The following is a 20,749-nucleotide window of genomic DNA, read 5'->3' on the forward strand; positions in this document are numbered from 1 at the left end:
GATGAGTATCTCCAGTCTACGGGTATCCGTAGTGGCAGGCTGATTTCCAGTCGATGCGGTAGCTTAACCAGTTAATTGGTCCTGACCTTAAGGTAGGGCGTCTCCCGAACCTCCCAAAACGGCAACGGCTTCGGCTTCGCTGGTTTTGCCGGGGTTCATCAGGCCATATGGATCGGCCTCAGCCTTAAACGCCATCTGGACGGGATCGACTTGCTTCATGCCGCCTTCGGCAATTGTGTACACATGGGCGTCGAACACGGTGCAGCCAAGTTCCTCATACCGTGCGGTGATTTCATAGAGTTTTTCTGCTGTGGTGAATTTGAGAAGTGGAATCGCGAACAACTGATATTCACCACGTTCACGTGCAAACTCATGGTGGCGCAACAAATCATCGCCATATTCAGCCAGCATCGTGGTATCTGCCGCAGGGTCATAAGGCTGCGGATAAGCGACCTGTAGGTAAGTCCAGCTTCGATCTTTTTTCAGGGCTTGAAGCGTGGTGTGATTGTAAGAGCATTCATAGGCTGGCGGCAGTTTGGCCTGCTCAATCTCTGTGTCGTTCATCATCAATGATACGTGGCCGCCATGTGTGGCGGCATCTGCGGTGAACGCCTCGATTGTATCGGGGCCAACCATAGAAAAGACAGCGTGTTTCCCCTCTGGGAAAACATCAGTTAATTTATCGTAAAACTGCGCAAAGCCTTTATCGACCACCGAGATCAAATAGATGTCGTAATCTTCGCGGCAGAGAGCTTCGCCAAACTGGACAGCCTGCGTGTATTCATCGAACAGGGCGATGCCGTGATGCCAATCGACTGCGGGTTGCAGCGCCAGCTCCAATTCGGTGATGATGCCATTAGTGCCATAAGCATGGTGTGCTTTCTGGATGTCCGGCCCCTCCAACGTGATGATGCGCGGCGTTTCTTCTAGCGTGACAATGCGCAAACTGCGCACGTTGCCGTCATCGCGCAGAACCCCGTGGCGCACTGATCCGATGCCCGCAGACCCGCCCGAGATGAACCCGCCAATTGTGGCCTGCGAGCGGGTGGAGGGCCACATCAGCAGTTCTTGGCCAGAGACATGGACCGCATCATCCAGATCGGCAATTAGTATGCCCGTTTCGCAACGGATGAAACCTGTGCCGATCTCTAGGATGCGTGTCATTTGGGTCATGTCCAGAATGATACCCCCTACCAGCGGCACGGCTTGACCGTAGTTGCCAGTACCACCGCCGCGTGGGGTCACAGGGATGCGCCATTTGGCACAGGCGGCGGCAACGGTGATCACCTCGGCTTCGGTTTTGGGGCTGACAACCATATGGGCCCAGCATTTGCGCAATTTCTGGTTTAAGATGGGGGAATACCAGAAGTAATCCCGCGACTTGAGTTTTACGGTCTGCGGCGCATCGGTAAATGCGATGCCCTCAATATCGGAAAGAAAACCGGCCCAGTTAAGTGTCTCAGTTGGCATCATAGGCTCCATCGATGGTGAGGTCTGAAAAGGAAGGAGGCGCGGCATCAATCCAGCGTCCTTGCCGCATCACACGCCGTTGGGCGGTGTTGCGCATGTTAAATTCGCCGCTGTTGCGGGCGGCCAGCAAAACCAGATCCGCAGGCGCGCCTGTACGCAGAACACCGTCCCACTCTAGGCTCATCGTTTTTGCGGGGTTTGTGGTGATCAGTGGCATCCAGTCACGGGGCGGCTCGTTTAGATGCGCGACTTGGGCGCCAATGCCCAGTACCGCCAGCGGATCGAAATCACCGAAGGCGCAAAAGGCATCGCGTACGTTATCAGCGCCAAGCGACACGGTGAGGCCATTCTGAGCCAGTTGCGCAACAGGTGCCATGCCGCGCAATACCGGCGGCGCGTTAGGGTCGCGTGATTGCAGATAAAGATTGCTCAGGGGGAGGGACACAAAATGCAAACCAGCTTCTTTTGCGGCGGCGATGGTTTGGGTGCGCTGTGCGTTTGGATAGCTGCTCAGCGAGACACAATGCCCACATAAAACGGTTCCGTTGAAACCTGTCTCGCGAGTAACGTTGGCAACGGCTGCAAGACCGATCAAGTTGGGGTCTGTCCCTTCATCCACATGAAAGTCCAAATCCCAGCCGTTGGCCGAAGCCAATGCAAACACAGGACGCAGTAGGTCTTCCATATTTGGTTGATTGAGTAGGAACACACCAAGGCAGCCTTGTTGTGCTGCGGCTGCTGAAACTGCAGCGACAAACGATGGGTCTTCATAGTTGGGTATGCCAGCAAGCGGCGAGAATTGCAGGTCAATCCGCCCGCGCCATTGGGTTTGGGCGGCTGTCATAACCTCCCAGATAAAGGGAGCGTTTTCTAAGGAGAAATCAACATGGCTGCGCATGGCCCGCACGCCGTAAGCATAGGCTGAGCGCAGCGAAAACTCGACCCGATTGGCGAGGCTTTGCTTGGTCCAGCTTTGTTTATATACCGCCATTGCATCGATCGCCGACAATAAATCCCCCACAGGAAACTCATGAAATGCGGCGACATGCGCTTTGTCTAGATGGGTGTGACAATCCACAAAGGCCGAAGTCAGGATTGACCCTTTGGCGTCATGGCAGGGTAGGTCACCGTAGTCCTCTACGCCCGTCTGTGTCACGGCGGCTATCTTATCTGCCTCAATCACAACATCCGCATGGCACCATCCGTCTGTTGCTGGCGCAAGGTCTGACAGGGCAGGGGGAATGGCGACATTTGCCAATAGGTGGCGCGTCATATTGTCGGCCTTTGGCTCAGGTCATAGGCATGAACTTCGTGCAGCATGGCGGCGAACTCCGCTGCGACATGGTTGATTGCTGCTGCGCCAGTCTCCGGTGTTGCCACCGTGGCATCGCCACATGCGCCAAACGGGTTCAAGTCGTTGGCTTTCCACCCGATTTTACCTCCAGCGCCCAAGCCAAGATGGCGGGTTGTGTCGTTCAGGTCTTCAATGTGCGAGCGGAAATTTTGCGCCTTTTCCATGCGGCATTTATCAGGGTGAAGCTCCAACATCATCGATGTTTCTAATTCACCAGCATGAATTCCATAGGTGTTTTCATGCTCCGTGAGCAGACCATTGGGCAGACCAAGCCCAAACCAGTTACATGAAAACGTAAGCAAGTCGTGTTTCACACGCAGGTCACGGGCGACGATGTCCATTGGAGCAACTTGGCCGCCGTGGCTGTTGAAAAACACCAGCCGTTTGATGCCGGTTTTCGCAACACATTCGCCAATCTCCATCCACATGGCGATCAGGGTTTGGGTGGAAAACGACAGCGAACCGGGGAAATCCAGATGTTCGGTGCTTTTGCCGATGGGCATAGTAGGCAGGAACAAAACGGGCAAATCTTGGGCGGCCAAAATATCCGCCGTCGCTTTGACCAGCCCCCGATTGATATCTGTATCCACGGCCAAAGGTAGGTGGGGGCCATGTTGTTCAATCGCGCCAATAGGCAGCACGGCAACAGGATCGCGGGCAACCATCTGCCCAAGGCTTTCGCTGGTGTGATTGGCCCAATAGAGGCGGGAAGGATCATTCGGTTTCATGTGGTGCCTCGGTTGCTAAATGTGTGTCATGGTCAAACGCCCGTCAACGTCGGGAACGGTTTGATCGGTTAGGCTGGCTGTATTGCGTAATTGCATGGCGATTTCGTCGCGGAAAACCAGCCCCGTGTGCGTGGAAGGGAGAGGGCGTAGATCATAGCCTTGCAAATCTCCGGGCACGCCACCGCTGATGGGTTTACCATTCCAACGCTCCCCAAATCCACCCAATGCCAGATATGTGGACATGATGACGTTGAATGTGCGGTGCAGTTGGTCTTCCAGCGGTTGACCGCAGACAGTGATAGCAAAGGCGCGTGCATGGGCCGCAGAGGCGCCTTGCTCAACGCAGTAACGGAGCTGGGCCGAGCTGTGGAAAAAACCCCGCGCCAGAAAACCCGTATGATCAATTTTGCCGATTTCATCATGGCGCAGGAGACGCTGCGCGTTTGATTGCAAAATATCGTTCAGTTGTGCGCCTGTGACTTTGACGATGAATACTTCGTCGGCGTAGGGCAGCACGTTGAACAGATCGCCAGCCGAGAGCGGTCCATGTTCGATTCCAGCCTGAAGGGTCGCGCCATTCAAAAGGGCAAAATCTGCTTGCTGTCCCAAAATGGCCAACCGTTGGTGGATGGTATCGCAGATGAAATTACCCAAAGCGGATTCAGCTGCATAGCGCGACAAAACGGCGTCATCGAATGACAGGCGGTTTGTGGTAACGGTGGTCAGTTCCGCACGTAACGCTTGGGTGACTTGGGACAAGATCGGATCAATTGTGGTTTCTTGGAAAGGCACGTCATAATCGTCAGGCTGCTGAACAGCCTCTTGCGATGAGGTTGCTTGTAGATTGGGTTTTATCGGGTGCAGGCGTGTGGCGTTCAGGGTCATCGTGCCAGTATTCAGGCTGATATCAACCTCGCCTAGATATTTGCCGTTACATTCGGTTTGGAAAATCGGCACACCGTCAAATACATTGTCAGATGTGAGCCCGTGTTCGTTCAGGCGCGTGTGGGTATGCGCTCCAAGGATCATCACAGGGGTATCCGTCAGTTGGGCCGCAGCCCGAGCAATGGAGAAATCGGCTTCGCCAATGTCACGGACTTCGGCGGCTTTACCGCTTTTATGTGCACCATCCCCATAGCCGCAGTGGGACATGATCAGTACCACATCCACCAAAGGCGCGATAGCGGGGAGGACCGTGTTCAGGCAGGCGACAGGCGGTGCCACGGCTAAATCGGGGTCGCTTGCTTGGCCGACACGGGTTTCTACGTGGGTGGTTAATCCGATCATCCCCACGCGCAGCCCGCCGACAATCGCAATCGCGGCTGGGGCATAGTCCGTCCCGATCTCCAAATGTTGCGACCCATGCACGTTTGCGCTGAGGATTGGAAAATCAGCGTCTTGGTGAATGCCTTTGGCGAGCAGGGCAGAACCACGATCAAACTCATGATTTCCCAAAACAGAGGCGTCTAACCCAGCTGCAGAATAGGCGCGGTAGCTTGGATCAAGGGTGAAGCTGTCGGTGTTCCAGCCGATCAATTCATCCAGCATGGTGCCAGTGTGATCATCCCCGATTGACAAGAAAAGCACCGTATCCCCCTGAGCACGGGCATCGCGAACGCGTTTGACCATTTGCGCGAAACGATGTGTGCCAGCCGTGGGGCCGGACAGATCAGACAAGTGATTATGCAGGTCGTTAAAATGAAAAATGCGCAACCGCCCCGCTGCATTGCTAGCGGGCAGGAGATCAGCATTTACAATACGCGACGTTGTACCACCCTGTAGCAAAAACAGGCGGTCGATATGACCAGCGGGATTGGGGGCGACCTCGGATAGGTGCAGCCCCCCGTGTTCCGCAGGTGTCATGAACGGGGTCGACGACATGGGGTCTAGATTTCCCGCTTGATGGCGCTTTCGTGCCATTTGTGCAGGAACAACCACGATAGAAAGCTCATCGCCATAAAGATCAGGATACCCGTAAAGGAAATCAACAGGATTGCTGCAAACATACGAGGGATATTCAGGCGGTAGCTTGCCTCAAGGATGCGGAAAGCCAGACCCGACCCTGCTCCACCAGAACCAGCCACAAACTCGGCCACAATCGCGCCGATCAAGGAAAGACCGCCAGCGATTTTCAGACCGCCGAGGAAGTAGGGCAGGGCAGAAGGCAGGCGCAAAAAGCGCAAAGTCTGCCACCGTGATGCGCCGTATAGCTTCATCATATCCACCAAATTGTGGTCGGCGGATTTCAGGCCAAGGGTGGTGTTAGAGAGGATCGGGAAAAACGCTACGATCCATGCGCAAATCAGCAAGCCCGCGAATTTGGAATCCACATAGATAAAGATCAGCGGTGCAATCACGATGATCGGTGTGACCTGCAACATGATCGCATAGGGGAAGAACGACATTTCAACCCATTTGGATTGCGCAAAGAGAATGGCAAGGCCAACGCCGCCCACAATCGCAAGGGTCAGCGCGGAAAAGGTGATAACCAGCGTCGCGCCAAGTGAAGAGATCAGCAAAGACCAGTCTTCGATCAAGGCCTCCAGAACGCGGCCCGGTCTGGGGATGACGTAATGGGGAACTTCGTTGATGACGCAAAACAGGTCCCAACCGACAATGGTGAGCACAATAACAATGATCGGCAAAAGCCAGCGGCCAATACGTTCATTACGTGCAATTCGCGCTTTGCGGAGCTCAACTGGGTCCAGTTGGATTTCGGGGGTGTTAGGGGCGGATTTTGTCATTACAGGTGGTCTCCCGATTGCATCGCGGCGTGCAGCGCTTTGGAGGCGGTGTTGCTGGCCTCGGCATAAGTTGGTGAGCTGCGGAATTCTGCGCCACCACGCGGGTAAGGCGCATCAACAGCAATGTCTGCCACCACACGTCCGGGACGGGCAGCCATGACAACGATACGGTCAGATAGATAGGCACTCTCGAACACCGAATGGGTCACAAAGATCACCGTCCAGTTCATCTTTTGCCACAGGCGCAACAGATCGTCGTTTAGTTTGGATCGCGTGATTTCATCAAGCGCGGCAAAGGGTTCATCCATCAGCAGCAGCTTGGGACGGGTTACCAATGCACGGGCGATGGACACCCGCATTTTCATCCCGCCAGACAGTTCACGTGGATAGGAGGTAGCGAAGTCTTGCAGACCGACCATCTCAAGTGCTTCTTCTACGGCGGCGCGGGCCGCTTTTTTCTTTACGCCTTTCAGGCGGAGGGGCAGCCAGACATTGTCAAACACAGTCGCCCAGAGCATCAATGTTGGCTCTTGGAAAACAAACGATATCTCATGATCGGGCCGACCCAATTGATCCACCGTTGCGGTGGGCCATGTCATGTTACCTGTGGTCAGGTTCCCCAACCCCGCGATGATCTTGAGCGCGGTAGATTTCCCGCAGCCAGAGGGACCAAGTAGGCTGACGAAAGAGCCTTCTTGCACGTCCAGCGACATGTCTTGCAGCGCGACAGTACCGTTTGAAAAGGTTTTGCCAACTTGCTTGAGTGACAGAAGTGTATTTGTGGTCATGGGGGCCCTCGGGATTGCAAGGCAGGGGCGTACCCCTGCCTCTTCGTCGCCGTCTGGATGGGACGGCGTATGGATTATCGGTTTAGTTGCCTAGCAGCTTGGCTTTGACGTCCAGACCGACACCTTTGTTCACAAAGCTAAGATCAATAGCGGATTCATAATCTAAACCTGCTTCAATCACATCTGCGGCAACCATCTTGTCATAGAAGCTGGCAATGCGTTCCATCGACATTGCGCCAATGCCGTTTGCTTCGGATTCGCCTGAATCAACGATGCCGTATTTTACGATCTGCTCGCGTGCAAACTCGATATTGGCATCGCCCAACTCGGCGTTGCCTGCTTTGATCATCTCGTTTGCGGCAGTCGCGTCACCGTAGAGATAATTGTACCAACCGATGGCAGACCCATCGACAAAACACTGCACAACTTCTGGCTTTTCATCGACCATTTTCTTCATGGTGGCGATCAGGGTTGAATAGGTGTCAAACCCGTTATCCGCCAACAAAAAGACGTTAGGTTCAAATCCGGCATTGGTTTGGATCGCGTAGGGCTCGGAGGTTACATACCCTTGCTGGCCACTTTTCAGATCTGACAGGAACGGGGCCGAGTTATAGGTATAAGGCTTGCGCTGTTCATCGCGAAATCCTGTGCTGACCATCCAGCGATAAAATGACTGGTATCCGCCATTGCCGATCAAAAGGGTTTCAGCCGTTTTCAGGCTTTCCCATGTGTCCAAACCTTGGCCGGGGTGGGTCATAATGATCTGCGGCTCTTTTTGGAAGATGGCGGAAACGACAACCATCGGGATGTCTTCGGCGGCAGAGTTGAAGGGCTGCAACAGGTTGCCGTCCATCAGGAAGTCAATTTTACCAGCCAGCAACAACGCACGGTTGTTCACGTTTGGGCCACCTGGAACGATTGTGACGTCAAGGCCGCAGTCCGCGTAGGTGCCATCGGCAACGGCTTGATAAAACCCGCCATGTTCGGCTTGAGGTACCCAGTTCGTGCCAAAAGTAATGGCTTCGCCAGCTTGTACACTTGTACCCGCCAACATTGCGCCAACGACACCAAGGCCGAATTTCTTGAAAGTCATAGTAACGTCCCCTTTTATATTTGGTCTTTGTAGAAGTGATCAGTTCATTTTGCTTGGGTCCAGAAACGGCCAAATTTGGCGCAGATCCGTGCGCCAAACATGTATCGATGTGATGGCAGTCACATCTTTGATACTTTGCGTTTGACCTTTTCCAAAAACTTTTTCCGCTCGGGATCGCCAATAACGTTCATTTCATACAGCTGCATCCACGTGGTTTTGCATGTGGGGTGGAACAGCACCCGCAAGGCGCGGGTAAACAAACGTTTGCACGGATTGCCGATCAGGAACATCCACCATGCGGGAGAGCCTGATGTCGTGATAACCATCAACCGACGGATGTTTTTAATTTTTGAGGAAGTGGTATCGCCTTTTTTCTGTGCAACCTCAAAGGTTACACCCGATAGCCAAACGCGCTCGAACCAGCCTTTTAGAATGGCGGGAGGGCCATAGTACCATGTGGGAAAGACAAAAACCAATGCCTCGGCCCAACGCAGATTTTCTACGTGCTGTGGCACCTTATTAATCAGGCTTTGGGTGTCGGACAAATAAGCTTCGTGATCGGCGCGGGTCAGGACAGGGTCAAAACCTTCCGCGTATAGATCAGTGACGCGGACATCATGCCCCGCATCAATCAGCGCCTTTTTGGTGACCTCAAAAACGGCCGCATTAAAGCTGGTAGGAACGGGATGGGCGAATATAAGAAGCGTACGCAAGCGGAAACCCTTGATCTAAAACCAAAAATCCCCGCAGCTCCCGATATATTCAGGCGCGTGGTGTTCCAGCGCCTTGGCGAGAGTGATGGCAGCCAAGGAAAAGGAACAATTAAGCAATGTTTCGCTGGGGTAATTTTGTCAAGTCAGGCAGGTTAATGTTGTGGAAACTTTTGCGAGCATTTCTGAAAGGTGCACTTTTATTGTGCATATTTTGCAGGATTTCAGAGTTGCCCCACAAACTTGATTTGGCGTTTCTTCCATGTGCTCTGTTACTTCGTCGCCTGAAATGTCCTCATTTACAAAAGGTTAACGAAAACGTCGCAGTGCTGTCGTGATTATTGCCCAGAAGCTGCTGGAGAACGGCCCTGACTTTTCGGGGGCAATTTTTCACAGAAGGTAAAGCCAATGCTCATTCAAAGACGTCAAGCGCTCGGCGCATTAGGGGCCGCTGCGGGCTCGTTTGCTCTCCCTATGCGGGGATACGCGCAAGCGAAACGCCGCTCGATTACGGTTGCTGTTCAGAAGATCACCAATAACAACACGCTGGATATTTGGAATGAGCAATCCAACGTCGGCGAACGCGTCTTTTTTCCGAATCTCTGGGAAGGCCTGATCAACCGTAACTGGATGGGTGACCAAGGTGGTGTGCCGGGGCTGGCAACCGAATGGAAACGTCTGGACGACAAAACAATCGAGTTGAAACTGCGTCAGGGAGTAAAATTCCACAATGGTGACGAAGTTACCGCTGACGATGTGGTTTTCTCTTTCTCCGATGAGCGCGTTTTCGGTGGCACCCAACCTGATGGTGGCGCGACACTTTATGCGGATGATTTCAAACCAAAGACAGACAAAGAACTGCCTGCAAATGTGCCGGGTGTTGGACGTCGTTTGTGGCCTGCGTTGCGCGGTGTTGAGGCGGTTGATAAATACACAGTACGTTTTCACAACGCTTCGCCTGATGTTACGCTTGAGGGCCGTTTGATTGCCTTTGGTTCGCAGATTGCCAGCCGCCGCGCATGGGATGAAGCCGCGACATATGCCGAATGGGCAAATGCGCCTGTCACAACGGGCCCCTACAAAGTGTTGGAATATCGCCCCGATGTCTCCCTGACACTGGTTGCGCATGATGATTATTGGGGTGGCCGCCCGCCACTTGAGCAAATCCGCTTTGTTGAAGTGCCAGAAGTTGCCAGCCGCGTGAATGGCTTGCTGTCAGGCGAATATGATTTCGCTTGCGATTTGCCGCCAGATCAATTGGATACAGTGCGCAACACTGCCGGGCTGGAAGTGCAGGGGTCAACCATTTTGAACCACCGCATTCAGGTGTTCGACAAGACCAACGACTTTATTGCAGATCCGCTGATCCGCCGCGCGATGACACACTCGATTGACCGTCAACTGATTGTTGATGCGCTCTGGGATGGTCAGACTGTCGTGCCAGCGGGCCTTCAGTGGGAATTCTATGACGATATGTTCATCAAAGGGTGGACAGCGCCGGAATTCGATCTGAAATTGGCATCCGATCTTGTTAAGCAGTCCAGCTATAAGGGCGATGCAATCCCGTTCCGCGTATTGAACAACTACTACATTAACCAAGTCTCCAATGCGCAGATCATGGTTGAGATGTGGAAGCAAGCGGGACTGAACGTTGAAATCCAGATGGTTGAAAACTGGGGTCAGGTTCTGGAAGACACTGAAACGCGCGGCATCCGTGACTGGTCCAACTCTGCCTCTTTCAACGATCCGGTTTCCTCAATTGTTGCCCAGCATGGTCCCAACGGCCTGCAACAGCAGCGTGACGAGTGGAGCAACGTTGAGATGAACGAGCTGTCCAACTTCATGCAAAAATCCGTTGACCGTGCTGCGCGCAAAAAAGCCTTTGCCCGTATGTTGGAAATCTCCGAGCGCGAAGATCCGGCCTTCCAAGTACTGCACCAGAACTGCGTGTTCACAGGCATGAAATCCGAACTGAAATGGAAAGCGGCCCCCGCCTTTGCCATGGATTTCCGCGCTGAAAACTGGCGCGCTTCCTAAGCTTGATCTGAAACGATGCAGCGCGGCGGATCACCTGCCGCGCTGCTGCTTGTTAGGAACTTACTATGAGTTATGTATCCATTCGCGACCTCAAAGTGTCATTTGACGGTGTTCAGGTTTTGCACGGGGTTGATCTGGATGTCGCACGCGGTGAAGCTGTGGGGCTTGTCGGCGAATCTGGTTGCGGAAAATCTGTGACATGGTTGGCGGCACTTGGTCTGCTGCCGGGTAAAGCGAGCGTTTCGGGTTCGGTCATTGTTGAGGGCCATGAACTGATCAACGCACCGCGCCCGAAAGTAGAAGCCGTGCGCGGTGGTCGGATCGCGATGATTTTCCAAGACCCTTCATCTTCTCTGAACCCTGTTCGCACTGTTGGCCACCAAATCGGAGAAAGCCTGACCTTGCATCGCGGGCTGGATCGCCGCGCGGGGCGGGTGGAAACCATCCGCTTGTTGGATATGGTTGGCATTCCGGATGCGGCGAAGCGCGCTGATCTATATCCGCATGAATTTTCTGGCGGACAATGCCAGCGTGTGATGATCGCAATGGCGCTTGCTGGCGAACCTGATCTGTTAATCGCGGATGAACCAACCACAGCGTTAGATGCGACCATTCAAGCGCAAATTCTTGATCTGCTGGCGATGTTGCGGCGTGAAATGGATATGGGAATGGTCTTTATCAGCCATGATCTGGGCGCGGTCGGCGTTGTCTGTGACCGCGTCAATGTGATGTATGCTGGCAAGATCGTCGAGAGTGGCGAAATCGGCCCGATGTTTGACGCGCCGCGCCACCCCTATACGCGAGGGTTGTTTGATGCCATTCCACGGCTGGACGGTGGTCGTGATCGGTTGATCCCGATTAATGGCACGGTGCCAAATCCCAGCGCATTGCCGTCGGGCTGCGCATTTGCCCCCCGCTGCACCAAAGCTTCAGATTTTTGTCAAGCACATGCGCCAGAGCTAAAGCCGCAACCGGATGCGCGGAATTTGGCATGTTTCCATCCGGTTGCGCCGGTAGCCCCCCAAGGAAACGCAACCGAAGATCGGATATTCGCATGACACCTTTGCTCAAGGCCGAAGGGTTGGTGCGCTGTTATGAAGGGCAAAAAAGCCTGTTCAAGAAAGCAACCTCTGTGCGCGCTGTTGATGGCGTTGATCTGACGCTGGCACCGGGCGAAACGCTGGGTATCGTTGGCGAGAGCGGATCGGGGAAATCGACGCTGGGGCGGATGTTGTTGGGTATCGATCCTGCGACCGAAGGCCATGTTCAGTTTGATGGCACGCCGATGCCGCCAATTCACACGCCTGAATGGCGCGCCCTGCGCGCGCAGATGCAGTTGGTGTTCCAAGATCCGCTGGCGGCGCTGGACAGGCGGCTGACCATTGCAGATCAGATCGGCGAACCGTTGGAAATTCATGGCATCGCCAAAGGTGCCGAACGGCTAGAACGTGTCGAAGCGTTGATGGCACAAGTGGGGCTGCGTCAGGATCAGGGCGCTCGTTATCCCCATGAGTTGTCTGGCGGACAACGACAACGTGTGATCATCGCCCGTGCCTTGGCGACCTCGCCGCGATTATTGGTGTGCGACGAACCTGTTTCAGCGCTGGATGTTTCTATTCAGGCGCAGGTCGTCAACCTGTTACGTGATCTACAAGAAGACCACGGCATCGCAATGGTGTTCATCAGTCACGACCTGAAAGTTGTCCGTAACATCTGTGACCGCGTTGCGGTGATGTACCTTGGCCGGATCGTTGAAGAAGCCGGATCAGACGAGATATTCGCGAACCCGCAACATCCTTATACCAAAGCTTTGGTGTCTTCGGTGCCGATCCCCGGAAAACGTTTGGAAGGGCGCATATTGCTGAAAGGCGAGCCCCCCAGCCCGTCGCAGCGGCCAACAGGCTGTGCGTTTCACCCGCGGTGTGGCGTGGCAGAGCCTGCCTGCGCGCAGGCGGTGCCACTGTTGGAAAACATCGCTGCGAACCGCTGTGCTGCTTGCCACTTGGTCAGCAAAAAATCGATGGAAGTTGCCGCGTGAATCCCCGCTGTCTTAGTCAAAAGAAGATCTGAGTATGTTGAACTATATGTTGACCCGCCTTTTGCGGGCGATCCTGACTATTTTGCTGGTGATGACTTTCGCCTTCATCGTTTTACGCATGTCTGGTGATCCAGCGGCCATTCTGCTGGGGCCAGATGCGCCTACGGACAGCGTCGCTGCCTTTCGTGCAAAATGGGGGTTGGATGATCCGATCTGGAAGCAGTATTTTGCGTATCTCAAATCCATCGCAGGTTTGGACTTTGGCGTGTCTATGCGGGATGGGTCATCTGCGATTGTTTTGGTTCTTGAACGGGTGCCCGCCACTTTGGCGCTGACTGTGCCGACGATGATTATCCAGCTTGGTATCGGTATTCCTGCCGGTGTCTATGCCGCGTTGCACCGTCAAACATTAGCTGATCGCGGTGTTATTATGTTGTCGATCTTTGGCTTCACCATCCCCTCCTTTGTGTTGGGGCTTTTGTTTGTGCTGATTTTCGCGGTCACGTTGGGCTGGCTCCCTTCTGGAGGGCAAGACAGCTGGCGCCACGCAATTTTGCCTATTTTGACGATGTCGGTTGGCGGTATTGGCATCCTTGCACGGTTTTCGCGCTCGGCGATGATCGAGGTATTGGGCCAGCCTTACATCCGCACGGCGATGGCAAAAGGGCTGAGTTGGCGTGATGTTGTGTGGAAGCACGCGTTACCGAATGCCTCGGTCCCGATTGTCACAATTGTTGGATTTATGGTCGGGTCACTGATCGCGGGGGCCGTCGTTGTTGAAAGCATCTTTTCATGGCCCGGCATCGGACGGCTGTTGATTGTCTCGGTCTCGAACAGGGACCTTGCGGTTGTGCAATGCCTGCTGCTGGTCATCGCGTCGACCATGGTCATCGCCAATTTATGTGTCGATTTCGCCTATGGCCTTCTGGACCCGCGCCTGCGGGCCAAAACTGCTGCGCATTGAGGAAACCATCATGTCTGTTCAAGCCACCCGCCCCCTAGCTTCGGCACCTTCTTTGCTGCAACGCCTCCGTATAAAAGCACCGTTTCTTGTTATTCTCGGATTTGTATGGCTGGGGTTGATGGTGTTCACCGCGATTTTCGCAGATGTGATCCGCCCGTATGAGATCACGCAGATGGACCTGACTGCACGGCTTGTCGGGCCTCTTAGTCCGGGGCATCTTTTGGGTACCGATGAATTGGGGCGTGATGTTCTTTCACGTTTAATGCAGTCAATTCGCATATCGCTGGTCATTGCCTTTGGGGCCACAATCCTGTCGGCCTTGTTCGGCACTGCGCTGGGATTTCTGGCGGCAAAGTTTCGCGGCACGGTCGAGCATGTGATCCTTGTGTTGGCTGATTTTCAGGCTGCATTGCCATTCTTGATCTTGTCCCTCGCTGTTCTTGCATTTTTTGGCTCATCTTTGGTTTTGCTGGTTGGTTTGATGGGCTTTTACGGCTGGGAACGCTACGCCCGTATTTCGCGGGGATTGGCGATTTCTGCGGGCGCGCAAGGCTATGCATCGGCTGTTGTGCAATTGGGTGCCAAACCCTCGCGGGTCTATCTGCGTCACATTCTGCCCAATGTGGCATCGACGCTTATTGTCTCTATGACACTTACGTTTCCCGAGATTATCTTGATGGAAAGCGGGCTGTCGTTTCTGGGGCTAGGGGTGCAACCGCCAGAGAGTTCATTGGGCAATATGGTCGGTTTCGGGCGTGAATATCTTACGCGGGCGCCGTGGATTATGCTGGGGCCAGCTTTTGTCATCATGATGACTACCCTCTCTATCTCCCTTGTTGGGGATTGGCTGCGCGACATGCTTGATCCGACAATCCGTTGAAAAGGCGAAGGGAATATCATGGCCCATCGTAACCCGCGAAATCTTTGGGCAATGAAGCGATGGCCGTTCAAGACAACAAATTACCCACCCTTACACCATACTGACCAACGTATCATTTTCAAAACTTCCCAAGGAGATTGCTATGACTGACCTGCCACTTTTGGGCGCCGCGATGAGCACCGCCACTCTCGAGACGCTTCAGGACTTTATTCTATCCGAAAACCGCGATTTAGAGGTTCAGGATTTTTGCAACTGTGACCTGCTGAATGGTGATTGGAAAACTGTAGCCGATCAAACACGCAAACTGTTGGCGGGATATACGGGCCGGTTGGGAATTCACGGTCCGTTTTGGGGGTTGAACATCGCGAGCCCTGATCGAGAAATGCGGGCGCTCAACACACGCAAACATTTGCAAGGGATTGAGGTGTGCGAATACCTTGGCGCAACACAGATGGTTATCCACAGCCCCTATACGACATGGAGCTATAACAATCTGGACAATGGACCTGACCGTGAAAATTATCAGCAGTTGATCGAGAACTGTCATGATACAATGAAAGATGTGGTTAAACGTGCCGAGGATTGTGGCGTGACCATGGTAATTGAGAACATTGAAGACATCGATACGGACATCCGCTGCGCTCTGGCTGACAGCTTCGATTCGACGGCAATGGCGGTGTCCATTGATACGGGCCACGCCCATTATGCCCACGGCAGCAACGGCGCGGCACCTGTCGACTATTTTGTACGCCGTGCCGCAAACCGTTTGCAGCATATCCACCTGCAAGATGCTGATGGCTATGCTGATCGCCACTGGGCAATCGGAGAAGGCACAATCCGCTGGCAAGCCGTGTTCCGCGCGTTGGAGGAGCTGACAAGCCAGCCACGGCTTATCCTCGAATTGCGCGATAAGGCAGGCATTCTGCCTTCGGTTGCCTATCTGAACGCTCTGGGACTTGCTCGTTAACTTACGCAAAGCAGTTCTTCGGCTCGCAAGTTTTTAACATGTTATAGCATGGAGAAAACTTGCGTGTCCGATGAGGGCAGACAGCACAGGTTTATGAGTTTTCCCAGTGTACGAAACATCTTGTAGGAACGAAAATACTCAACTAGAACACACTTGCTGCCCAGCGTAAGCTGGACCGTACGCGGGAGAGCGTAGCAAGTTAAACCTTGCTGCCGCCGAAGGTGAAATACCCGAAATCTCTCAGGCAAAAGGACCGTGTACGTTATGGCACTCTGGAAAGTCGGGTTTAACCCGCGCCGAAGGTGTTAAGGAACAAGCTAGGTCGCTTGCACCGAGTCTCTCAGGCTAAAGACAGAGGGGATTTACGCCGTGCATTTTGTGCGGCCAAACCCGATGCTTTGAGACTGGAAATACAGATGAAAAAAACGCCACTGTTCCAAACGCACATCGATGCAGGCGCCAAAATGGGTGAATATGCAGGCTATGAGATGCCGCTGTTCTATCCGCTGGGCGTCAAACAAGAGCATTTGCACACGCGCGCACAGGTGGGGCTGTTCGATATATCTCACATGCTGCACATCGAGGTTGAGGGCATTGACGCGGCACAGTTGATCTCGCGGCTCTGCCCCTATGATGCCTCAACCCAAAAGCTGGGTGAGGCGAAATATACATTTTTGCTGAAAGAAGATGCGGGGATCATTGATGATCTGATCGTCACGCGGCTGGATGATGCGCGGTTCTTGATCGTGGCGAATGCGGGTTGTGCGGACAAGGATCTGGCACATATCCAAGACACGGCCAAAGATTTCACAGCAGCGGTTTTACCTTTGGCGCGTGGATTTCTAGCCGTGCAGGGGCCGCAGGCCGAAGCGGCGCTGACCGATGCGGGTTTTGATGTAGCGCAGATGACATTTATGTCTGGCACAGAGCCGAAGGCCGATTGGTTTGTCTCACGTACGGGCTATACGGGCGAAGACGGTTTTGAAATCGCCGCACCGGTGGCCGAGATCGAAGCGCTTGCTGCCAAACTGTTGTCTGATGCACGTGTTGAATGGATCGGCCTTGCTGCGCGGGATTCATTGCGGCTGGAGGCGGGTTTGTCCCTGTATGGCCAAGACCTGTCCGAAGACATCACCCCCCATGAAGCGGGCCTGATTTGGGCGATCCCCAAAGACCTGCGCGAAGGCGGTGCCTATATCGGTGCCGAGGCGCTGGCAGCCAAGATCAAAGAGGGGCGCAAACGGATGCGGATTGGCCTGTTGGCCGATGGTCGTCCCGTGCGAGCTGGTACGCCGTTGGTTAGTGCCGATGCGGTTGAGATCGGCACTGTCACCTCTGGTGGCTTTGGCCCGACAATTGATGGCCCGATGGCCTTGGGCCTTGTTAATGTTGCAGATGCCGATGCGCCGATGTTTGCACTGCTGCGCGGTAAATCCATTCCGATGACCCGCGTCAAACCTCCGTTTACTCCACATAACTACAAACGCTAACACAGGGATAAATCCATGAAATTTACTGAAGAACACGAATGGCTGCGCGCCGAAGGCGACGTTTTTGTTGTGGGCATCACCGACCACGCAACCGAGCAATTGGGCGACATTGTTTTTGTTGAGCTGCCCGAAGTGGGCACAACTGTCAGCAAAGACGACGAGATCGTTGTGATTGAAAGCGTCAAGGCCGCCTCTGATATTATGGCCCCGATTGACGGGGAAATCACCGAAGTAAACACCGCGCTGGCGGATGATCCCGCATTGGCAAACACAGATGCCACTGGTGCGGGCTGGTTTTTCAAGATCAAGCCAAGCGACCCTTCCCAAATGGACGGCTTCATGGATGAAGCAGCCTACAAAACCTTCATTTCTTAAGGGATTTAAAACATGACTTTCACCCCCACCGAATACCTGCCGTATGACTTTGCAAACCGTCGCCACATTGGCCCAAGCCCCACTGAGATGGCGGAAATGCTCAAAGTGGTGGGGGCGAAAGACCTTGAGGCGTTGATAGACGACACGCTGCCACAAAAAATCCGCCAGAAGGCACCGCTTGAATTTGGCAAAGCCATGTCCGAGAGCGAGCTGCTGGACCACATGCGTGTGACTGCCGGCAAGAACAAAGTGCTGACCTCGCTGATCGGGCAGGGGTATCACGGTACGGTCACGCCTCCCGCGATTCAGCGTAACATCTTTGAAAACCCCGCTTGGTACACAGCCTATACACCTTATCAGCCTGAAATTTCTCAGGGCCGCCTTGAGGCTTTGTTGAACTTCCAGACGATGGTGTCTGATTTGACAGGTTTGGAGATCGCGAATGCTTCGCTGTTGGATGAGGCAACAGCCTGTGCCGAAGCGATGACAATGGCGCAACGTGTGGGCAAATCCAAAGCGACGGCGTTTTTTGTTGATGAAAACTGCCACCCGCAGAACATCTCGGTGATGAAGACCCGCGCGCAGCCTTTGGGCATCGATATTATCATCGGCAATCCCGATGATCTGGACGCAAGCACCGTTTTTGGTGCGATTTTCCAATACCCTGGCACATACGGTCATCTGCGCGATTTCACCGCACAGATTGATCAGCTGCATGAATATAAAGCAATTGGCATTATTTCCGCTGATCCGCTGTCGCTGACCTTGTTGAAAGAGCCGGGTGCGATGGGCGCGGATATTGCTGTCGGCACAACACAGCGCTTTGGCGTTCCTGTCGGCTATGGTGGTCCGCATGCGGCCTATATGGCGACAAAAGCCAGCTATGCGCGCAACATGCCGGGCCGTATTGTCGGTGTGTCAATCGATAGCCAAGGCAACCGCGCCTACCGCCTCAGCCTGCAAACCCGCGAGCAACACATCCGCCGCGAAAAAGCGACGTCAAATGTGTGTACCGCGCAAGCGCTGTTGGCTGTCATGGCTGGCTTCTACGCGGTTTTCCACGGTCCGGACGGGCTGAAAGGTATCGCGCAGAGCATTCACAGTAAAACCGTGCTGCTGGCAAAAGGCCTGCAAGAGGCGGGCTTTGGCATTGAGCCAGAAGCGTTCTTTGACACGATCACTGTCGAAGTCGGGCCGTTGCAATCGGCGATGATGAAATCCGCAGTGGATGAAGGCATCAACCTGCGCGCTGTGGGCGAGACAAAAATCGGCATCACGCTGGATGAACGGACTCGTCCCGAAGAAATCGTCAGTGTTTGGCGTGCCTTCGGCATCACAGACCGTGATGCGGATCAGGCGCCTGAGTATCAATTGCCTGATGATTTGGTGCGTACTTCTGATTATCTGACCCACCCTGTGTTCCACATGAATAGGGCGGAAACCGAAATGATGCGCTATATGCGCCGTCTGGCGGACCGCGATCTGGCGCTGGACCGTGCGATGATCCCGCTAGGGTCCTGTACGATGAAGCTGAACTCGGCTGCGGAAATGATGCCAGTGAGCTGGCGTGAGTTTGCGCTGTTGCATCCTTTCTGCCCCAAGGATCAAGCCGCAGGTTACGCCCAGATGATTGAGGACTTATCCGCGAAGCTTTGTGATGTGACGGGCTATGACGCGATTTCGATGCAGCCCAATTCGGGTGCACAGGGTGAATATGCGGGCCTGCTGAGCATTGCCGCCTATCACCGCGCCAATGGCGACGATCAGCGCAACATTTGCCTGATCCCGATGAGCGCCCATGGCACCAACCCTGCTTCGGCGCAGATGGTCGGCTGGAAGGTTGTGCCTGTTCTGTCTGCGGCCAATGGTGATATCGACTATGAAGACTTCAAAGCCAAGGTAGAGCTGCACAAAGACAATCTGGCGGGCTGCATGATCACCTACCCTTCGACCCACGGTGTGTTTGAAGAAACCGTGATTGATGTATGTAACATCGTGCATGAAGCAGGCGGTCAGGTCTATATTGACGGTGCGAACATGAACGCGATGGTGGGTCTTAGCCGTCCGGGTGATTTGGGCGGCGACGTGAGCCACCTGAACTTGCATAAAACTTTTTGCATTCCGCATGGCGGCGGCGGACCCGGCATGGGGCCGATTGGTGTGAAGGAACACTTGATCAAACATCTGCCCGGTGATCCGAACACTGGCGAAGGCGCTGTGAGCGCTGCACCCTACGGTTCGCCTTCCTTGTTACCGATTTCATGGGCCTATTGCTTGATGATGGGCGGCGACGGCCTGACCCAAGCCACCCGCGTGGCGATCCTGAACGCCAACTACATCGCCAAACGGCTCGAGGGATCATTTGAGATCTTGTATAAAGGTCCAAGTGGACGTGTGGCACATGAATGCATCATCGACACGCGCCCCTTTGCCGAAAGCGCAAATGTAACCGTGGATGATATCGCCAAACGTCTCAGCGATTGCGGCTTCCATGCGCCGACAATGTCTTGGCCTGTATCTGGTACCTTAATGGTAGAGCCTACTGAGTCCGAGACAAAAGCAGAGTTAGACCGTTTCTGTGATGCGATGCTGGGCATTCGCGCTGAAATTCGTGCGATTGAAGAAGGCACAATGGATGCGGCTAACAACCCTCTCAAAAACGCGCCACACACGATGGAAGATTTGGTCCGCGATTGGGATCGTCCCTATAGCCGTGAAACAGGTTGCTTCCCTGCGGGATCGTTCAGGGTCGACAAATACTGGCCACCTGTAAACCGCGTGGACAATGTATGGGGTGACCGCAATTTGAACTGTACCTGCCCACCGATGGACGATTACGTCGAGGCGGCAGAATAACAAACCCAAGATAGGGCAGGCCGTGGTACACATGGTCTGTCCTTTTCTACATAAGCCACAGCGCGCAGGTTTGTTCCTTATAAGGCCAAATCCTGACGATCTGAAAATCGCATGACGTATAAGCGGTCAGACTGAGCCCGCCTGTAGTGCCAAGGGCACCCAGCCCCCGCCTCCTTTCACGTTCTAAACTTCAATGCTGAGAGTTTTTTGTGCGGTCCGGTGTTCAGCGATTCCTGATTCTGGGTTTGATTCTTG

The 20,749-nt window shown here is 54.1% G+C and carries 17 protein-coding genes and 1 riboswitch; of the genes, 9 read left to right on the forward strand and 8 right to left on the reverse strand.

Annotated elements, in window-relative coordinates; translation table 11 throughout:
* Positions 1-87 precede the first annotated feature (87 nt).
* The 8 genes from GGR95_RS16550 to GGR95_RS16585 form a co-directional block, all read right to left on the reverse strand.
* Positions 88-1,470, reverse strand: coding sequence for an FAD-binding oxidoreductase (locus tag GGR95_RS16550; RefSeq protein ID WP_221384967.1), 1,383 nt, complete (start codon positions 1,468-1,470; stop codon positions 88-90).
* Entirely contained in the window at positions 1,460-2,743 is a 1,284-nt protein-coding gene (locus GGR95_RS16555) for an amidohydrolase family protein (RefSeq protein ID WP_184567837.1), read from the reverse strand. Before GGR95_RS16555 ends, GGR95_RS16550 begins: the two co-directional genes overlap by 11 nt.
* Positions 2,740-3,552, reverse strand: a complete 813-nt coding sequence (locus tag GGR95_RS16560) for a creatininase family protein (protein ID WP_184567839.1) — start codon at positions 3,550-3,552, stop codon at positions 2,740-2,742. Before GGR95_RS16560 ends, GGR95_RS16555 begins: the two co-directional genes overlap by 4 nt.
* Before the next feature lie 15 nt (positions 3,553-3,567).
* Positions 3,568-5,433, reverse strand: coding sequence for a bifunctional metallophosphatase/5'-nucleotidase (locus tag GGR95_RS16565; RefSeq protein WP_184567841.1), 1,866 nt, complete (start codon positions 5,431-5,433; stop codon positions 3,568-3,570).
* 5 nt (positions 5,434-5,438) lie between these two features.
* On the reverse strand, positions 5,439-6,296 hold the full coding sequence (locus GGR95_RS16570; protein ID WP_184567843.1) for an ABC transporter permease: 858 nt from the start codon (positions 6,294-6,296) through the stop codon (positions 5,439-5,441).
* A complete protein-coding gene (locus GGR95_RS16575) occupies positions 6,296-7,084 on the reverse strand; it encodes an ABC transporter ATP-binding protein (protein ID WP_184567845.1) in 789 nt (262 codons plus the stop codon). The genes GGR95_RS16570 and GGR95_RS16575 overlap by 1 nt, the downstream gene beginning before the upstream one ends.
* Before the next feature lie 82 nt (positions 7,085-7,166).
* On the reverse strand, positions 7,167-8,177 hold the full coding sequence (locus GGR95_RS16580; protein ID WP_184567847.1) for an ABC transporter substrate-binding protein: 1,011 nt from the start codon (positions 8,175-8,177) through the stop codon (positions 7,167-7,169).
* A 119-nt stretch (positions 8,178-8,296) separates the two neighbouring features.
* Complete coding sequence (locus tag GGR95_RS16585; protein ID WP_184567849.1) at positions 8,297-8,890, reverse strand: NAD(P)H-dependent oxidoreductase; 594 nt, start codon at positions 8,888-8,890, stop codon at positions 8,297-8,299.
* 405 nt (positions 8,891-9,295) lie between these two features.
* Here GGR95_RS16585 and GGR95_RS16590 point away from each other — a divergent pair, with 405 nt between their 5' ends.
* From GGR95_RS16590 to gcvP, 9 genes are all read left to right on the forward strand, one after another.
* Complete coding sequence (locus GGR95_RS16590) at positions 9,296-10,924, forward strand: ABC transporter substrate-binding protein (protein ID WP_184567851.1); 1,629 nt, start codon at positions 9,296-9,298, stop codon at positions 10,922-10,924.
* A 65-nt stretch (positions 10,925-10,989) separates the two neighbouring features.
* Entirely contained in the window at positions 10,990-11,982 is a 993-nt protein-coding gene (locus tag GGR95_RS16595; RefSeq protein WP_184567853.1) for an ABC transporter ATP-binding protein, read from the forward strand.
* The gene (locus GGR95_RS16600) at positions 11,979-12,962 is read left to right on the forward strand and encodes an ABC transporter ATP-binding protein (RefSeq protein ID WP_184567855.1); all 984 of its coding nucleotides are present in this window, start codon (positions 11,979-11,981) and stop codon (positions 12,960-12,962) included. The genes GGR95_RS16595 and GGR95_RS16600 overlap by 4 nt, the downstream gene beginning before the upstream one ends.
* A 34-nt stretch (positions 12,963-12,996) precedes the next feature.
* Positions 12,997-13,926 carry an ABC transporter permease gene (locus GGR95_RS16605; protein WP_184567857.1) on the forward strand — a complete coding sequence of 310 codons (930 nt, stop codon included), beginning with the start codon at positions 12,997-12,999 and terminating at the stop codon, positions 13,924-13,926.
* 10 nt (positions 13,927-13,936) lie between these two features.
* Positions 13,937-14,806: an ABC transporter permease gene (locus tag GGR95_RS16610; RefSeq protein ID WP_184567859.1), complete on the forward strand. Its 870-nt coding sequence runs from the start codon at positions 13,937-13,939 to the stop codon at positions 14,804-14,806.
* A 142-nt stretch (positions 14,807-14,948) separates the two neighbouring features.
* A complete protein-coding gene (locus GGR95_RS16615) occupies positions 14,949-15,773 on the forward strand; it encodes a sugar phosphate isomerase/epimerase family protein (protein WP_184567861.1) in 825 nt (274 codons plus the stop codon).
* Positions 15,774-15,945: 172 nt separating this feature from the next.
* Positions 15,946-16,039, forward strand: a riboswitch (glycine riboswitch).
* 150 nt (positions 16,040-16,189) lie between these two features.
* The gene (gcvT, locus tag GGR95_RS16620) at positions 16,190-17,263 is read left to right on the forward strand and encodes a glycine cleavage system aminomethyltransferase GcvT (protein WP_184567863.1); all 1,074 of its coding nucleotides are present in this window, start codon (positions 16,190-16,192) and stop codon (positions 17,261-17,263) included.
* Positions 17,264-17,278: 15 nt separating this feature from the next.
* Entirely contained in the window at positions 17,279-17,638 is a 360-nt protein-coding gene (gene gcvH / locus GGR95_RS16625; RefSeq protein ID WP_184567865.1) for a glycine cleavage system protein GcvH, read from the forward strand.
* 12 nt (positions 17,639-17,650) lie between these two features.
* Positions 17,651-20,494, forward strand: a complete 2,844-nt coding sequence (gene gcvP / locus GGR95_RS16630; RefSeq protein WP_184567867.1) for an aminomethyl-transferring glycine dehydrogenase — start codon at positions 17,651-17,653, stop codon at positions 20,492-20,494.
* Positions 20,495-20,749 lie beyond the last annotated feature (255 nt).

Source organism: Sulfitobacter undariae, assembly GCF_014196805.1.
GTDB lineage: Bacteria > Pseudomonadota > Alphaproteobacteria > Rhodobacterales > Rhodobacteraceae > Sulfitobacter > Sulfitobacter undariae.

Bases quoted from the DNA above. Each gene is read 5' to 3' on its own strand.
- GGR95_RS16550 (WP_221384967.1), bottom strand. From the start codon at position 1,470: ATGCCAACTGAGACACTTAACTGGGCCGGTTTTCTTTCCGATATTGAG.
- GGR95_RS16555 (WP_184567837.1), bottom strand. From the start codon at position 2,743: ATGACGCGCCACCTATTGGCAAATGTCGCCATTCCCCCTGCCCTGTCA.
- GGR95_RS16560 (WP_184567839.1), bottom strand. From the start codon at position 3,552: ATGAAACCGAATGATCCTTCCCGCCTCTATTGGGCCAATCACACCAGC.
- GGR95_RS16565 (WP_184567841.1), bottom strand. From the start codon at position 5,433: ATGTCGTCGACCCCGTTCATGACACCTGCGGAACACGGGGGGCTGCAC.
- GGR95_RS16570 (WP_184567843.1), bottom strand. From the start codon at position 6,296: ATGACAAAATCCGCCCCTAACACCCCCGAAATCCAACTGGACCCAGTT.
- GGR95_RS16575 (WP_184567845.1), bottom strand. From the start codon at position 7,084: ATGACCACAAATACACTTCTGTCACTCAAGCAAGTTGGCAAAACCTTT.
- GGR95_RS16580 (WP_184567847.1), bottom strand. From the start codon at position 8,177: ATGACTTTCAAGAAATTCGGCCTTGGTGTCGTTGGCGCAATGTTGGCG.
- GGR95_RS16590 (WP_184567851.1), top strand. From the start codon at position 9,296: ATGCTCATTCAAAGACGTCAAGCGCTCGGCGCATTAGGGGCCGCTGCG.
- GGR95_RS16595 (WP_184567853.1), top strand. From the start codon at position 10,990: ATGAGTTATGTATCCATTCGCGACCTCAAAGTGTCATTTGACGGTGTT.
- GGR95_RS16600 (WP_184567855.1), top strand. From the start codon at position 11,979: ATGACACCTTTGCTCAAGGCCGAAGGGTTGGTGCGCTGTTATGAAGGG.
- GGR95_RS16605 (WP_184567857.1), top strand. From the start codon at position 12,997: ATGTTGAACTATATGTTGACCCGCCTTTTGCGGGCGATCCTGACTATT.
- GGR95_RS16610 (WP_184567859.1), top strand. From the start codon at position 13,937: ATGTCTGTTCAAGCCACCCGCCCCCTAGCTTCGGCACCTTCTTTGCTG.
- GGR95_RS16615 (WP_184567861.1), top strand. From the start codon at position 14,949: ATGACTGACCTGCCACTTTTGGGCGCCGCGATGAGCACCGCCACTCTC.
- gcvT (WP_184567863.1), top strand. From the start codon at position 16,190: ATGAAAAAAACGCCACTGTTCCAAACGCACATCGATGCAGGCGCCAAA.
- gcvH (WP_184567865.1), top strand. From the start codon at position 17,279: ATGAAATTTACTGAAGAACACGAATGGCTGCGCGCCGAAGGCGACGTT.
- gcvP (WP_184567867.1), top strand. From the start codon at position 17,651: ATGACTTTCACCCCCACCGAATACCTGCCGTATGACTTTGCAAACCGT.